Below are 14,142 nucleotides of genomic sequence, written 5' to 3'. Positions count from 1 at the left end.
TGCGCAGTGTCCGTATGCTCCCGGGCATGAGATTTTTCCGGCCGCGTGGCCGAAGCGACGCCCAACGAATGACGGGTACGCCTGTGGCTGAGGCCAAAGCCCTTTACGAAGCCGGGCGTTACGCCGAGGCGGAGGCCGAAGCCCGCGCCGTCGCCCGATCGCGCCCACGCGACGACGAGTACGCAGCTGTGGCGCTGAACATCGCCGCGATCGCGACGGGCGCCCAAGGCCGCCACGCCGAGGCGCTCGCCACCTACGACGAAGCGCTGCCTGCCTTCAGCAGGATATTTGGAGCCGATCACTGGCTGACCCTGAAGCTGCGCTCGGACCGCGCCCAGCAGATGATCTCGCTCGGTCAGCACGCCGAGTGCGAGGCAGAATGTGCGGCCGTCGCCGAGGCCGCGGGCCGCGGTACCGGCCCGGAAATGTCACTCCTGGCAGCGGCCGCCCGCAACGGGCTGGTCTTCGCCCTCAATGCGCAGGGGCGCCACCAGGAGGCCGAAGCACTCGCCCGCGAGGCCCTGGCCGCCCATCGCGCACGTGACCGGACGTCCCTCGTCCTGCGCCTCGGCCTGGCTCGCAGCCTCAACGGCCAAGCCCGCCACGAAGACGCCCTCACCGAGGTGCAGGGCGCGGACAAGCTGTACGGCGCTCTGCCCGAATACCAGCGCCATCCAGATACGGGCGCTGTCGAACTGGCCTTTGCTACTGCCCTGTTGGGGTTGCGCCGCGCTCCTGATGCCCGTCGCCAGGCTGCAGCCGCTCACGATTCCTGCCTGGCCTCCTTCGGCCCGGACCACCGCCGCACCGTCGAAGCCCGAACGCTGCTCGAGCACATCGACGGCACTCGACCGTAAGCGCAGCGCCCCGCTCGGGGCGAGTCGCAGGCGGCTCCCTGGGCAGCTCATTCAGCTATCGCAACGCGCCGGACTGAGAGGTCATCTCATGGCACGCACCCGCAGCCGGTGCCCGGTCTTGTGGCCGTAGGTCATCTTCTTCAATCGCACGGGTTCGGCGGCACTCGAGGCTTCGGACAGGGGGTGCGGACGGGCATGGCGGGCGAACCGATCGGCCGAAGTGGATCACTGGTACCCCGCAGCCTGCCCCGCCTGTCGCCGCCCCAGCCCTCGAAATGACCGGTACAAGAGGCCACTTGGACAAGGAAATTGCAACTTCGACATGGCTCGCAGAGGCAGCTACCTTCATCTGGTCTTCGGTGGTCGCCACGGTCGTACAGGGGTTCCTTCAGGCTGGGCCAGCCGCGACGGGATGAGTCGGTCACGCCCCACGAACCCTCGTCCCCATGCGTAAGCCACCGAACCGGGTCCACGCCAGGCAGCCCCAACCAGGGAGAGACACATGCCCCATCTTGCTCTGTACACATTCGGCGTCCTGAAGTCACCTCTCGTCGATCCCGCACCTCTCACGCGCGAGTTCTACGACATTGGTGCGGCCGTCTACCGGAAGATCAGTCAGCACCCCGGGTACCTCGCGCATGCTGAGGCGGCAGACGGTGACCGGGGCGCGCTCTTCGAGGCGGACTGGGGTGCATGGGGAGAGTTCGCCGTACCGACCTGGTACGGCAAGGGCCATACGCTGGAAACCACCGCCCTGGCCGCGACCCTCTCACTCTGGACCGACCTGCGCCCCGCCTTCGACGCCATCTACACCGGTCTGCACCGTGAGGCGCTGAACAGGCGTTACGACTGGTTCGAGAGGACAGGACACTCAAATTACGTGTTCTGGTGGGTCTCCGACGGCGTGACACCCACCTGGCAGGACGGGGTTTCCAGGCTGGAACATCTCCACGACCACGGCTCCGCGCCGCACGCCTTCACCTTCCACCACTCGTTCGCCCCGGACGGAACTCCGACCAGGATCAAAGGCATCGGGCCGAAGAGCGACCGGGTTCGTTGACATGGAAGCCCGAACGACTGGATTCGCTGTCAAACGCCTCGATTGAATGACGGCGAACAGATGCTTCTGCGCTACGGCGGATCCGCCGGTACCTGGGGCTTCGCCCTCTGCCTCGCGGGCACCGATGAGTACCAAGACGCCATCCTGCCCCCAGCGGCTTCGCCGGCACCCCCGAAGATGCCCTCGACTGCGCCTGCGGCCTGTACCTCACCGACCCCAGCATCTGACTCCGCACCACAAACAACACAGGCTCCACAGGCAACCCCCGAAGGTTTTGCGGAGCCGACCAAAGGATGAAGGTGTCGACGGCGGCGTCAACCAGTTGGGTGCGGGACCAGGAGACACCGATCTGACTGGGACTGACGCCCGTCACGGGCCGGTAGACGACGTCCGGGCGCCGGCAAAAGCGGGCGGTCGCTTCGGGAGTGAGGCTGATGTCCTGGTCGTGGGCGATCGCGTTGAGCCATTCATCGGGGTGGTGGGCGACCGCGCCGATACGCACTGGGGGCCCTCGCGCTCATCGGTCGCGAGCCAGTAGTCGCGCCACGCCCCCGACTCGGCGGGAGTCGCCACGAACGGTTCGTCGTACAGATCCTGGAACCGGATGCGGTCCTCTGCCGCGAGGTGATGCCCCGCAGGCAGGGCGATGCGTAGGCGGAGAAGAAGCGGTTAATACTCCAGCCGTAGATCGTGATCTCGATGGCGAGGGGCCGCCGAGGAGACAGGTGGTCAGTGTCGATCATCTGGACGAGATCGACCACGCCACCGAGGGTGTCCGTTCCTTCTCCGCCTACCCGACTACTCAAGTCCACCGAGTCGGATGGCGTCCCTTAATGCGCTGAGCTTCTCGGTCGTCGCCGGGGTCCGCTCCTTCGCCTGTCCAGCGAGTCGGAGGGCTGCCTCAATCTCGTTGAGTTTCGCGTAGGGCAGGGCGCCCGCCCGCTCGATCAGGTCGTCCCGGGACACGGTGGTCAGCCACGTGCAAGGGGTAAAGCCCGGACATGGGAACGCGAACCGCAGCACGCCTTCAAAGGGCAGTCCTTCCATGGCGCCTACTGCCACTTCGACGCCCAGACCGCTGATGTCGACGCCCGCCGGAGCCACGACCTGCATCACCCGGATCCCGGACGCGTCGCCTTCCGACAGCAGTACGACCGGCCGCCGCTCGTCGAACTCGACCCACCAGACTTCGCCACGTTGCACATGTCCTCCTGACACAGGACCGCATGCGGACGCTGCGCGACCCTGACGCGCTGTGGAGACGGGTGCGGCCACGTTGATCATCGGTGTGTGAAGACAAACGATCACGCGGTGGCCGCAGATCACAGCGTAGACCCTGCCCGCTGGCAGGAGGCGTTCGATGGCCTGATGAGCCAGATAGCCGGGTGGTTCGCGCGGGTCGAACCCCGCCTCCGGGCCAAGCGCTTGGTGCTGGGCCTGCTGTCGGATCTGCCGCGCAAGAACTGCTGGACGATCGCAGAGTGGGCCGGGGAGGCCACCCCGCACTGCATGCAGCATCTGCTGTGCAGGGCCGCCTGGGATGCCGAGGCCATCCGCGACGACGTACGCGAATACGTCGTCGAGCACCTCCACGACGAGGCCGCAGTGCTGGTCGTCGACGAGACCGGCGACGTGAAGAATGGCACACGCGCCGTCGGGGTCCAGCGCCGATACACCGGCACCGCCGGGCGGATCGAGAACTCCCAGATCGCCGTCTACCTCGTCTACGCCGGCGAGCGCGGGCACGCGGCGGTGGACCGAGAGCTGTGCATCCCGCGCTCCTGGACCTGCGATCCGGACCGCTGCCGGGCCGCGGGGCTCAGCGAGGACACCGTCTTCGCGACCAAGCCGGAACTGGCCCGGGTGATGATCGAACGGTTCCTGGACACTGGACACCGCGTCGGCTGGGTCACGGGTGACGAGGTCTACGGCGGCAACCCGAAACTGCGATCCGCGCTGGAAAAACGCGGCATCGGCTACGTCCTCGCAGTGGCCTGCTCAGCCCAAATGACCACCGGCGCCGGCACGTTCCGCGCCGATGCGCTGGTGAAGAAGGTGCCGAAGCGGGCCTGGCAGAAGCTTTCGGCCGGACGCGGCGCGAAGGGACAGCGGTTCTACGACTGGGCCGTCATCGACCTCGCCGAGGCGGCACCGGGCCACCACCAGCTCCTGGTCAGTCGCAACCACACTACCGGTGAACTCGCCTATTATCGCCGTCACTTCACCACGTCGGCATCCCTGGCCACCCTGGTCAAGGTCGCAGGTTCCAGATGGCGGGTGGAGGAGACCTTCCCAAGCGAGAAGGGGCTGGCCGGACTGGATGAGCACCAGGTCCGCCGCTACCTTTCCTGGGCCCGCTGGGTAACTCTCGCGATGCTGGCTCATGCATTCCTCGCCGTCGTCCGTGCCGACGAACACGCACACCGCCCCACGCCGGCCAACCTGATCCCGCTGACCTGTAACGAGATCCAGCGCCTGTTCATCAGTGTTGTTGTCCGGCCCGCTCACGGCCCGGCCCACCGGCTCAGCTGGTCCGCCTGGCGACGCAGCCACCAGGCGCGATCACGAGCCAGCCACTACCGGAGACAAGCGTGACTGAGCACTTCAGCTGGCCACCCTGAGCACCGAAGTTGGTCACCCCTAGCCAAAAGCTGAGGGGTTCATCGGTCGCTGGGAGTAGGTCCTGCGCCTCAGGCGCGCTTCGCCCCTGCTGGCTAGGGTCGGTCCGCATGGAGACCACGGGAATCGTTCGCCGGCAGACGGCGGAGCGTATGCGCGACGCTCTGGAGCGGCTCGTTACCGAGCGGGATGTATGGGTGTCGACGGCTCACCCTGATCACGGGCCGCACCAGGTGCCGCTGTGGTTCTTGTGGGAGGGGCGAGCAGTGTGGATGTGCACCAGCGCCACTTCCGTGACTGCGCGGAACGTCCGCAAGGAGCCGCGCGTGCGCCTGTCACTACCGGACACCTTCGATGTGGTGCTCCTCCAGGGTGAGGCGGAGTGCTTCCCGGACCAGGAGGTGCCCGGAGGCGCAGCGGAGGCATTCGCCGACAAGTTCGGCTGGGATCCACGCGTGGAAGAGGGTTCCTTTCTGTATGTACGAGTGGTCCCGAGGACTGTGCGCGCTTGGCGCGGCGAGCCGGAACTACGCGGGAGAGTCATCATGCGCGACGGAATGTGGCTGGAATAGCGGCCGTCCCTCGCCGACGCGCCTCCCTCAGATCACGATCTACAGCTGGAGTATTAATGGCCTCGACCTTGGGGTCGACGGCTTCACTCGTCGTCACCGTGATGCTCCCCGATGGGTTCGGTACCGATCTGCCCCGGGCGAGGGATCAACGATCGCGCCAGCCCGCCGTAGTCGTCCAATACCTGCTTCCATAACCTGGCGGCATGGGAGACGGTTTTCTTGGTCGAAAACCCATCTACCAGGGGCTTCACTGCCTGTCAGTATCACTACCAAGCCCGCTTGCCAGGCTGGATGGGACAGTGAGCGGGCCACAGTTGAGGAGTCGAGTTGTTACGTTGTGAAGCGGTTGGCAAGCGTTACGGCCGAGGACGATGGGTCCTCAGCGACGTGGACATGCAGGTCTCGGCCGGCGACGTCCTCGCGGTGGTGGGCGACAACGGTTCGGGGAAGTCGACCTTGCTGAGGATCCTCGTCGGACTGTCACAGCCCACCTCCGGGACCGTGTCCGGCCGACCACCGCACATTGGTTACGTACCGGACCGCTTCACCGCCCATGACCGCATCCCGGCCATCTCCTACCTCACCCACATGGGGTGTATCCGTGGCATGTCAGCCTCCGCCGCCCGCGCCCGAGGAAATCACCTGCTGGAACGGCTGTCCCTGGTAGGCGGGCGGAACGCGTCGCTGCGTACGCTGTCGAAGGGCAACGCGCAGAAGGTGGCGCTCGCTCAGGCCCTGCTTGTTCAGCCCGACCTGTTGGTCCTCGACGAACCCTGGTCAGGTCTGGACGCCTCGGCCCATGGTGTCCTCACCGAGTTGATCGACGAAGTGGCCGCGCAGGGCGGGGCGGTGGTATTCACCGACCACCGTGAGGCGATCGCCCAGGCACATGCTGGTGGCGTCTACGTCATCAGCGACGGCCGAGGCACCTGGCGTGACGGCCGGCACGCCGGGAGGCGCGCCTCGATGGCCGAGCTGGTCCTGGCGGTGCCGCCCACCGGCGTCATGCCGGTCGAGGTGAACTGGTCCGCGTTGCCGGGTGTGGTGGACATCGTCCAGCGTGATGCGGAGGTTGTCCTGCAGGTAGCGCGTGAACACTCGGACACCGTGCTGCTGACGGCGCTGCAGCATCGGTGGTCAGTGGTGAGCCTGGCCGGAACTGCCAACAATCACGGTTCCCGGGGCAACGCGAGGAGGACCGCTCTGTGATCGCCCTGGTCCGCTACATGATCACGGTACTGCTGCTCTCCCAGCGATACCTTGCGCCGCTGCTGCTGTTCATCGGCCTGGTGGCCGTGCTGACCACCAGCGACACCGGCCCGCTCACCGCGACCTACGCCTCGGTCGCCGGGGCCATGCTGTTGTGCTCGGTCTGGCTGACCATGGCACTGAGCGGTCTCGAGGACCAGCCGCACCGCTCGATCGTCGTCGTCAGCGCCGGCAGCCATCTACGCGTCCTGCTCGCCACGGTCGGGACGGCAGCTGTGTGGTGCCTGCTGCTGACGGCTGCCGGTCTGGTGTTGCCGCTGATGTTCGGGACCCACGCACCCGGCCTTGCGGACCTGGTACTGGGGAGCGAGGTCCAACTTACCTGCGCCTTCACCGGCATCGCCATCGGACTGGTCTGCTCACGGCTGGTGTTCCGGCGGCAGGGCTACGCACTCGTCCTCGCCCTGGTGCTCCTGCTGGCCGCGCTGCTGGGCAAAGGTGTCTCCCCGGTCAGTGTGATGCTCACTCACCTGCAGAACGCGCCGGACTCGGCGGCTGCCCTCGGGCTCACGAGCGTGCTGCTCGCTGTCGCAGCGGGCTTCTTGGCGGCCGCAGTGGCTATCGCACTGGTGATCGCCCGCAGAAAGGCATGAGCCCTACGGCGGTGTCCCGCACTGGTCCAGGCGGCGCAGCGTCGTTCAGCGGATTCTTACGAGGCACTCCGGGCGTTCACGCCCGGGAGGAATCGCATTCACGGGGTGCGACGCGGAGCGTCGCCGTGATGTGCCGCAGGCCCTCACGGCTGCGGAGCGGCCGGGAGGCGTTCCGGCCGGGCAGTTGACGTTGGGAAAGACTCACGCACTCTCGGCTGCCGTCGAAACTCCTTAACAACGAACCGCAAGGCTCTGCTCCGCTCAGACTCGACCAAGTTTCACTGGCGGGCCGCTCTGAGCTCGCGGATCAGTGCGCGGACGGAGACGCTGGAGGCCAGCTCCGGGGTGGTGATGTAGCCCACGGAACGGGTCGGGGGCTCGGGTCCGAGATCGGTGATCTCGATGCCGTCCGGTGCTTCGTTCAGCGAGAGCGCGGGCATGATCGCCATGCCGAGACCTCTGCTCACCATCGAGAGCACCGCACCGTCGTCCTCGGTCAGGACGGTTGCCTTCGGGATCCAGTCCTGGCCGGCCCACCACTGGCGGGTGTAGGAGCCGCAGTTCTCGTGCCAGTCCACCAGCGGCAGGGAGCGTGGGGCGGGGTGGCCGGCCGGGTGCACCAGCGAGTAGGGCTCCTCGATGAGTACGTCGCCGATGAGCCCAGCGGGCACGGGCGAGGTGGCGCCGAGTGTTGCGATGCCCACGTCCGCGCGCCCCTCGGCGACCTCGCCGGCGGTGCCCGCGCCCAACTCCCGGACGACACGCACCTCCGGTTCGATGCCGGGGTGGCGGGCGGTGAGGCGCTTCAGGACGGGCGGCAGCAGGAAGAGGGCGGCGCTACGAAAGGCGGCGATGCGCAGCGGGCCGGTGACCGTGCCCCGCTCGGCGCCGCGGGCCTCTGCGGCCAGAGTGTCCAGGAGCCGCAGGATCCGGCGGGCGTGGGCTGCAGCGGCGGCACCGGCCGCGGTGGGCGTCGCGCCCTTGCGGCCTCGCTCGAAGAGGACCGCTCCGACTTTGCGTTCCGTCCCGCGTATGGAGTGCGAGACTGCGGACTGGGTCAGTCCGAGGACCTTGGCGGCTGCCGAGAACCCGCGCTCGCGGTCGACGGCCACGAGGATGCGGAGCTCGTGCGGGGCGAGGTCGGTGGCGGCAGCCGCCGTGGGTGTGGGGGCTTTGGGGGCTGCGGCTGTCATAGGGGGTCCCACCTGCTTCTATGAGGGCCATTCATGGATCGGGCCGTTCCATGAGCGCAACCCTCTCCCCGGCCTCCGCATTCCTTCGTACGGTCACCGTCATGACCGAGACCGCGCTCACCGTGCACCAGACCGCCCGCCCCCATGGCTTCCCCACCCCCGACCACTTCGCCTTCGTCGAGTCCGCGGTGCCGCAGCCAGGGCCGGGAAGGGCGCTGGTGGAGAACCTGTACTGGTCGGTGGACCCCTATCACCGCGAAATGATGGACGGGGACTTCGTGCTGAACGCTCCCCTGGAGGGCCGCACCATCGGCCGGGTCGTGGACTCCCGCGACCCGGCGCTCCGCGAGGGCGAGATCGTCTTCCACCGGCAGGGCTGGCGCACCCACACGGTCGTCACCCCCGAAGAGGCGCGTGCTGTCCCCCTCTTCGACGGCGTACCGCTCTCCGCGCACCTGAGCATCCTCGGCGGCACCGGTCTGACCGCCTACGTCGGTCTCACCCGCATCGCCGAACTCCGCGAGGGGCAGGACGTGTTCGTATCGGCGGCGGCCGGCGGCGTGGGCACGGCCACCGGGCGGCTCGCCCGGCTGATGGGCGCGGGACGGCTGGTCGGCAGCGCGGGCAGGGCGGTGAAGGCCACCTACCTGACCGAACACGTCGGCTACGACGAGGTCTTCGACTACCACACGGGCCCGGCGGCCGAGCTGCTCGCCAAGGCGGCGCCCGACGGGATCGACCTCTACATGGACAATGTCGGCGGCGAGCACCTCGAAGCGGCGATCTCCTCGCTGCGTGAGCACGGACGGATCGTGCGGATCGGCACGATCGCCCAGTACAACAGCACCGGCACGCCCTACGCCCTGCGCAACCTTCCCGACATTGTCGAGAAGAGCCTGCGCATGGAGGGCTTCTTGGTCCGCAACTACCGTCACATGCAGGAGGAGTTGTATGAGTTCGTCGTGCCGCACCTGCAGAGTGGACACGTCACGCTCGACGAGACCGTGGTCGACGGCTTCGGCGGCATCGTGGACGGGTTCCTGGGGATGTTGCGGGGCGAGAACCAAGGCAAGATCATCGTGCGGGCGGCCGGGGCGGACGTCTGAACGGACCGAGACATCCATGACCGCCGAGGCCGCCCCGGTGCGGACCGCGCCCAGCGAACACCTCACGGCCCGCTCCTGGACGCCGAAGCGCGTTGAGCCCGTATGAACACGAGGACGACGCCCGTCATCGGCGGACCGCGAGACGGCAGCGAAACGGTTCCCTGCCCCGGGCTGGAACCGATCTTCACCGAGATCGGTTAGTTGTGGGGGAGCGCGGGACGTCTTGTCCCCGGCGGGTATGACGAGGCGCGGCCCCGGTCAGCGGAACCGGGTTCCCCGACCGGAGCCCGAGCGGCCTCGCTGCATCCCGATCGTCAACCTCTTTGAGGCAGCTGGGGCTTGATCCTGAAGAGCTCGCCGCCGACTTGGCCGATGAGGTCGTGGCCGTATCGCATGAGCTCGGGAGCGATCCCGCCCTGCAGCGGGCTCTTCGGCAGCGGCACCCGGCCGCGCCAGAGCACCGCACCACTGTCCAGATCGAGGCCCACCAGGTGCCCGGAGGGGGCGAGGTAGTACGCCATCCGGCTGGTGAGGTCCACCGTGGCGGCGGAGGGCAACTCTTGCATCGTGGGGTTGCGCGGCTCCTTGTGCAACGTCAGCCCGAGGTCGCGCGACCACAGCCGCTTGCCGCTGTCGGCGGAGTACGCGACAGCGCTGCCGTTGCTGCCGGCGGCCAGGATGAGGCCGTCTGCGACCACACCGGTCGGCAGGCCGTCGACGCGGTGATGCGTCACCGAGCCGGAGCGCGTGTCGACGCGGGTCAGGGTGGCGGGGCCGGGGTCGCTGAAGTACTTCTGTCCGCCGGCCATACCGCCCAGCAGCACGGCGTCCCCGTCCGTACCGATGTACGTGGTCGGGCCCTCAACGGTCGCGACTGTCCGCGGTGTGCCCGTCGCCGGGTCAAGGCGAACGACGGTGCTCTGTTGCGGCGCCTTCTCGCTGTCCGGCGAGCACGTCAGGTACGGGACGCCGCCGATCACAGCCCGGTCGCAATCGGCCTTCTTCCATTTGTACGTCCACAGTGTCCGGCCCGTCGCTCCGTCCAGAGCGGCCACGCTCTTGATCGTCGGGGCGTTGGCGAGGATCCCGCCGTCGAACAGCACGGCGGAGGTCCGGCCTCGGCTGTCGTCGGCCAGCTCGTGCTTCCACAGCACTCGCCGACTATTGATGTCGAGGGCGACGAGGTCGGTGCCGGCCTGGGGCGCCCCTGGGGCGTGATCAGCGTACGTGTACAAGACCCCGGCACGGCCACCGGGCATCGATCCCGCCGGGGCGCTCATGCCGTTGGCGTCCTGGGCCTTCCGCTGCCATTCGACCTTGCCGGTACGGGCGTCCACACCGATGGAGTCGTACTCCATCCCCCGGCAGTACACGTCACTGGTATCGGCACCGGTGGTGCAGGCGTCCCAGGACTTGCCGGGCAACGTGGTCTGCCACAGGAGCTTGCTCTGCTTGCTCACCCGCGCGGGCGGCGACGGCGTCCCGTTGTCGCCGCCCGCACCGGTGGCGAGAGCGGCGCCCAGGGTGATGCCGGCCAGGCCGAGAGCGGCGCCGGTGACACGCACGAGGTTGCATCGCCGACGGCGGCGCACGATGCGATCGGCGATGTCCTCGGGAGCGCTGGGGCCGTTGGGGGTCCAGGCGTGCAGGACATCCCGGACCACGCGGTCCAGCTGGTCGGCGTTCTGGTCGGCGCTCACGTGCGGGCTCCCTTCAGGGACATGTTGTTCGGGGTGGTTGTTGCGGTCGGCTCGGGGGAACCCAGCTCCGGCGCGAGTTTGCGCAGCCGGGCCAGCGACCGGTGGGTGGTGCTGCGTATGGTGCCCACCGAGCAGCCCAGCGCGCCGGCGGCCTCCGTCTCGGACAGGTCCTCGAAATAGCGCAGCACCAGTACGGTGCGTTGTCGCGGCGTCAGTCGGGCCAATGCCTGGCTCACAACGATCCGCAGGTCAGCGGCGGATGTGCCGTCGGTGACACCGAAACTCTCGGGCGGTGCGGCGAACGTCGCCTCGCGGTGCGGACGGCGCAGCCGCCAGCGGCTGATCTGGTGCCGGTACATCACCTTGCGCACGTAGCCTTCCGGGTCCTCGATGTGCTGCCAGCGGCCCAGAGCCTTCATCAGAGCGGTTTGCACGAGGTCTTCGGCTTCGTGACGGTCACCGCCGGTGAGCAGGTTCGCCAGGCGCAGCAAGGCGCTCCACCGGGCATCGACGAAGTCCCGGAATCTCTCGTGGTCCTGCGGGTCCATGGGCCCTCCCGTTTCTTAACGCCCACAAGGACGTGTGGACCGCGGGCAATCTATGTCTGCCGTTGCGGGAATCTTCCGGGAGACTTGCGCGCGCCTCGCGCTACCGGCGCGTTCGCGGTGACGGAGCCATGGAACATGCGCCATCTGACCGGTGAGGTCATCGTCATGGCCAGTCGTTCGTGCATATGCGGAACGGACGTGCGGCAGGCACGACCCAGAACTTCTCCCCAGGGCATCGCCGTTAGGCAACCCATGCACCCGGAATTTCACATCAGCCACCGCGACGAGACGAGCTGGACCGTCGTCGAGGTCCATGGCGAGGTCGACGTCTCCAGCGTGCCTCAGATCAGGGAACACGTGCTCACCTGTATCGAAGCGGGCCGGCATCGCCTCATCGTGGACCTGATGGGGGTCTCGTTCATCGACTCGACGGGCCTTGGGTTCCTCGTCAGCATCGCCAAGCGGATTCGTGCGCACGTCGGTGACCTGAGGCTGGTGATTACGAACCCGGACGTCCTTCAGATTTTCCACATCACCGGCCTGCACCGGGCCTTGAGGATCTATGACTCGGTGGAAGCCGCGATGGAGTGACATGCGAGGCGACGATGACAGACGCCCGGCGCCCCGGGCGCAACTGAGGGGCACCTACTGGCTGAGTAGTTCTGACAGCGACTGTCCATGGTGCCGACAACTCCTTCCGCCGTGCAATGGGCGCCCCGAACCGGGCGGAGGTGCGCCACCACGGGGGAGGATTGATCCCATTGGCCAGCGGTGCCGGACAGCCCGCCTGACCGAGCGTATGCGGGCCGTGATGGTGATCCTCGCGGCGATCACCACAGTCGTCTCCGCGGCGGTAACCGTGTGGCGGAACTGAATGAGTAAGCGCAGCAATGAGGATGCACTGATGTCGGCCCACGTTTCCGGCGAGAGTCGCCCAGTCTGTGCGAGGACTGCCAGAGCCGGGCGGTCGCAGTCGAGCAGCGGGCCGATGCCGACGAACGCGACCGGCAGGAGCAGGAGCGCCGCCTCCGCCAGGAGCAGGAGGGCGAGCAGGCAGCGCAGAAGGCCGGCGGCTGGTTCTCCCGCACCTGACCCCGAATGACGGGTCCGCCATCGCTGGGCCCATGACGCCCGTCTGGCCCAGGGGGCTTCGTCAACGTGTGGGGGCGGGTTGGGAGTCGCTGTTGCGGAGCATCGGGAGAGGACGGCAGGGATCTGAACGGAACACGTACCCGCAGCGTCTGAGGTGCATGAACGTATCGCGCCAAGTCGCCGTCCTGCTCCTGAGCGCCGGGCTGTTGCTCGCAGGCTGCTCGTCCTCGTCCGATAACCCGGGCGACGAGGGGTACACCGGTCCCACCCTGCCCGCCCGCACCGTCGCGAAGGAGAAGTGGAAGGAAGGGCCGTCCAAGCCTGAGCAGCACAAGCCATATCCGTACGACACCTATACGCACTGCGGGATCAAGTGGCTTAAGTTCGGCGGCCGTTGGTGGGTCCTCGACTCCGTGTTCCCCGGTGTCGAGCAGGTCAAGGGGGAGCCCTCGCAGGCCAGCCAGAGGCTCGCCGGCTACATGACCCTGATCGGCCCGGACACCGCCAACTTCGACGCCGCCGGGATGCCCACGATGCAATTCGTACCGACCCGGGACGAACCGCCGGGCTGCGAATAGGCTGCAGCGCGGATCGTGCAGGGGCCGGCCCTATGGGTCTCGCCTGTCTACCCCGCCTCGCCGCCGAAAACCTGATCGACCGGGTGTGTTTCCAGTCCGAACCGCAGCCCACGCTCCTCACCCGTGAGGCCACCCTGCACTACCGGCTGACGGAGGAAACCAGGCGCACCTACGGGGGCGGCACTCTGACGTGGGCCTTCTGCGCCGAGCCTGGCACCGGTGCCGTGTACTACGTCCTACCCGACGGCGAGGTGTGGTTCGCCAATTCCTCCGTCGCGCTGTGGCTGCAGAGCCTGCACCACTATGGCCTGAGGGTCGACACCTGCGATCTCCTCCTCAACGCCGACTCCCACGAGGAGGACGCGGTTCTCGCCGAGCTCCAAGAACTCACGGCAGAGCTCAAGGAGATCGACCCCGCCGCTTTCGACGGCTACCACGGCTTCATCGAGATCCTCCGTGGATACTCCGCCCTTCAGGGGGGAGGAAACGGACTCCTGCGGAGCAGGGCAGCGAGCGGGTATTCGCCCTGTGGGCGGATACCCGTCCCACGCACCGTCCGCGACTTGTATGCTCGGCTTGCCCGGCTGGCGATAACCAAGCTGGCCGGGTCTACCGCCGGGCTGGCGGGATGTCAGGTCTGTGGAGCTGGCGTAAGACTGCTGGGCGTACCAACGTCCCTCGCCGTTCATTCGGGGCAGCGGCTGTCGATGAAGCAGAAAGTTCACTCCGCGAGGAATGAATCCCCCTGCTTCAGCTGGGGGGAGATGTCAAATGGGCGGAGTTCCTCGCCCGCTGGCTCTGGTAGCCCGAGCCGCATTGCTGCGGATCGGCGTGCACGCTGTCGCCGCCCGCGAAAACACGAGCGGATCGCGAGCCCCGGATGCTCAGCCTGGCGGAGCTGACTCCGACAACGGTCAAGAGGCAGCGCCGCATGGTCGATCGGGTGACCCCGGCC

At 67.7% G+C, this 14,142-nt stretch carries 15 protein-coding genes; 10 read left to right on the top strand and 5 right to left on the bottom strand.

Annotated features, from left to right (window positions below; genetic code table 11):
* The first annotated feature begins 68 nt into the window (after positions 1-68).
* Together OG574_RS51420 and OG574_RS51415 are read left to right on the top strand one after the other, a co-directional pair.
* A complete protein-coding gene (locus OG574_RS51420) occupies positions 69-857 on the top strand; it encodes a tetratricopeptide repeat protein (protein WP_326779252.1) in 789 nt (262 codons plus the stop codon).
* Positions 858-1,359: 502 nt separating this feature from the next.
* On the top strand, positions 1,360-1,917 hold the full coding sequence (locus OG574_RS51415) for a DUF3291 domain-containing protein (RefSeq protein WP_326779251.1): 558 nt from the start codon (positions 1,360-1,362) through the stop codon (positions 1,915-1,917).
* A 369-nt stretch (positions 1,918-2,286) separates the two neighbouring features.
* On the opposite strand, the gene OG574_RS51410 is transcribed toward OG574_RS51415, so the two are convergent.
* Positions 2,287-2,523, bottom strand: coding sequence for a hypothetical protein (locus OG574_RS51410; RefSeq protein ID WP_442816976.1), 237 nt, complete (start codon positions 2,521-2,523; stop codon positions 2,287-2,289).
* A 192-nt stretch (positions 2,524-2,715) separates the two neighbouring features.
* Positions 2,716-3,120, bottom strand: a complete 405-nt coding sequence (locus OG574_RS51405; RefSeq protein WP_326779250.1) for a type II toxin-antitoxin system PemK/MazF family toxin — start codon at positions 3,118-3,120, stop codon at positions 2,716-2,718.
* Positions 3,121-3,285: 165 nt separating this feature from the next.
* Between OG574_RS51405 and OG574_RS51400 the strand changes: the two genes are divergently transcribed.
* From OG574_RS51400 to OG574_RS51385, 4 genes are all read left to right on the top strand, one after another.
* On the top strand, positions 3,286-4,512 hold the full coding sequence (locus tag OG574_RS51400; protein WP_326779249.1) for an IS701 family transposase: 1,227 nt from the start codon (positions 3,286-3,288) through the stop codon (positions 4,510-4,512).
* Between the two features lie 134 nt (positions 4,513-4,646).
* Positions 4,647-5,108 carry a pyridoxamine 5'-phosphate oxidase family protein gene (locus tag OG574_RS51395; protein ID WP_326779248.1) on the top strand — a complete coding sequence of 154 codons (462 nt, stop codon included), beginning with the start codon at positions 4,647-4,649 and terminating at the stop codon, positions 5,106-5,108.
* Between the two features lie 387 nt (positions 5,109-5,495).
* A complete protein-coding gene (locus OG574_RS51390) occupies positions 5,496-6,317 on the top strand; it encodes an ABC transporter ATP-binding protein (RefSeq protein ID WP_326779247.1) in 822 nt (273 codons plus the stop codon).
* The gene (locus OG574_RS51385) at positions 6,314-6,970 is read left to right on the top strand and encodes a hypothetical protein (RefSeq protein WP_326779246.1); all 657 of its coding nucleotides are present in this window, start codon (positions 6,314-6,316) and stop codon (positions 6,968-6,970) included. Before OG574_RS51390 ends, OG574_RS51385 begins: the two co-directional genes overlap by 4 nt.
* A 278-nt stretch (positions 6,971-7,248) precedes the next feature.
* On the opposite strand, the gene OG574_RS51380 is transcribed toward OG574_RS51385, so the two are convergent.
* Positions 7,249-8,163: a LysR family transcriptional regulator gene (locus OG574_RS51380; RefSeq protein WP_326779245.1), complete on the bottom strand. Its 915-nt coding sequence runs from the start codon at positions 8,161-8,163 to the stop codon at positions 7,249-7,251.
* 101 nt (positions 8,164-8,264) lie between these two features.
* Here OG574_RS51380 and OG574_RS51375 point away from each other — a divergent pair, with 101 nt between their 5' ends.
* Entirely contained in the window at positions 8,265-9,269 is a 1,005-nt protein-coding gene (locus OG574_RS51375) for an NADP-dependent oxidoreductase (RefSeq protein WP_326779244.1), read from the top strand.
* 314 nt (positions 9,270-9,583) lie between these two features.
* Here the strand turns inward: OG574_RS51375 and OG574_RS51370 are convergent, their stop codons facing one another.
* A complete protein-coding gene (locus tag OG574_RS51370; protein WP_326779243.1) occupies positions 9,584-10,969 on the bottom strand; it encodes an outer membrane protein assembly factor BamB family protein in 1,386 nt (461 codons plus the stop codon).
* Complete coding sequence (locus OG574_RS51365; protein ID WP_326779242.1) at positions 10,966-11,517, bottom strand: SigE family RNA polymerase sigma factor; 552 nt, start codon at positions 11,515-11,517, stop codon at positions 10,966-10,968. Before OG574_RS51365 ends, OG574_RS51370 begins: the two co-directional genes overlap by 4 nt.
* A 135-nt stretch (positions 11,518-11,652) precedes the next feature.
* Here OG574_RS51365 and OG574_RS51360 point away from each other — a divergent pair, with 135 nt between their 5' ends.
* From OG574_RS51360 to OG574_RS51350, 3 genes are all read left to right on the top strand, one after another.
* Positions 11,653-12,108 (top strand): STAS domain-containing protein, encoded by a 456-nt coding sequence (locus tag OG574_RS51360; RefSeq protein WP_326779241.1) that lies wholly within the window; start codon positions 11,653-11,655, stop codon positions 12,106-12,108.
* Positions 12,109-12,767: 659 nt separating this feature from the next.
* A complete protein-coding gene (locus OG574_RS51355; RefSeq protein WP_326779240.1) occupies positions 12,768-13,187 on the top strand; it encodes a hypothetical protein in 420 nt (139 codons plus the stop codon).
* 32 nt (positions 13,188-13,219) lie between these two features.
* Positions 13,220-14,089, top strand: coding sequence for an SUKH-4 family immunity protein (locus tag OG574_RS51350; RefSeq protein ID WP_326779239.1), 870 nt, complete (start codon positions 13,220-13,222; stop codon positions 14,087-14,089).
* Positions 14,090-14,142 lie beyond the last annotated feature (53 nt).

The sequence above is a fragment of the Streptomyces sp. NBC_01445 genome (genome assembly GCF_035918235.1).
In the GTDB taxonomy this organism is placed as follows: Bacteria; Actinomycetota; Actinomycetes; order Streptomycetales; family Streptomycetaceae; genus Streptomyces.
The sequence above is the reverse complement of the archived record's forward strand: the minus strand, read 5'-3'. Positions and strand labels throughout refer to the sequence as shown.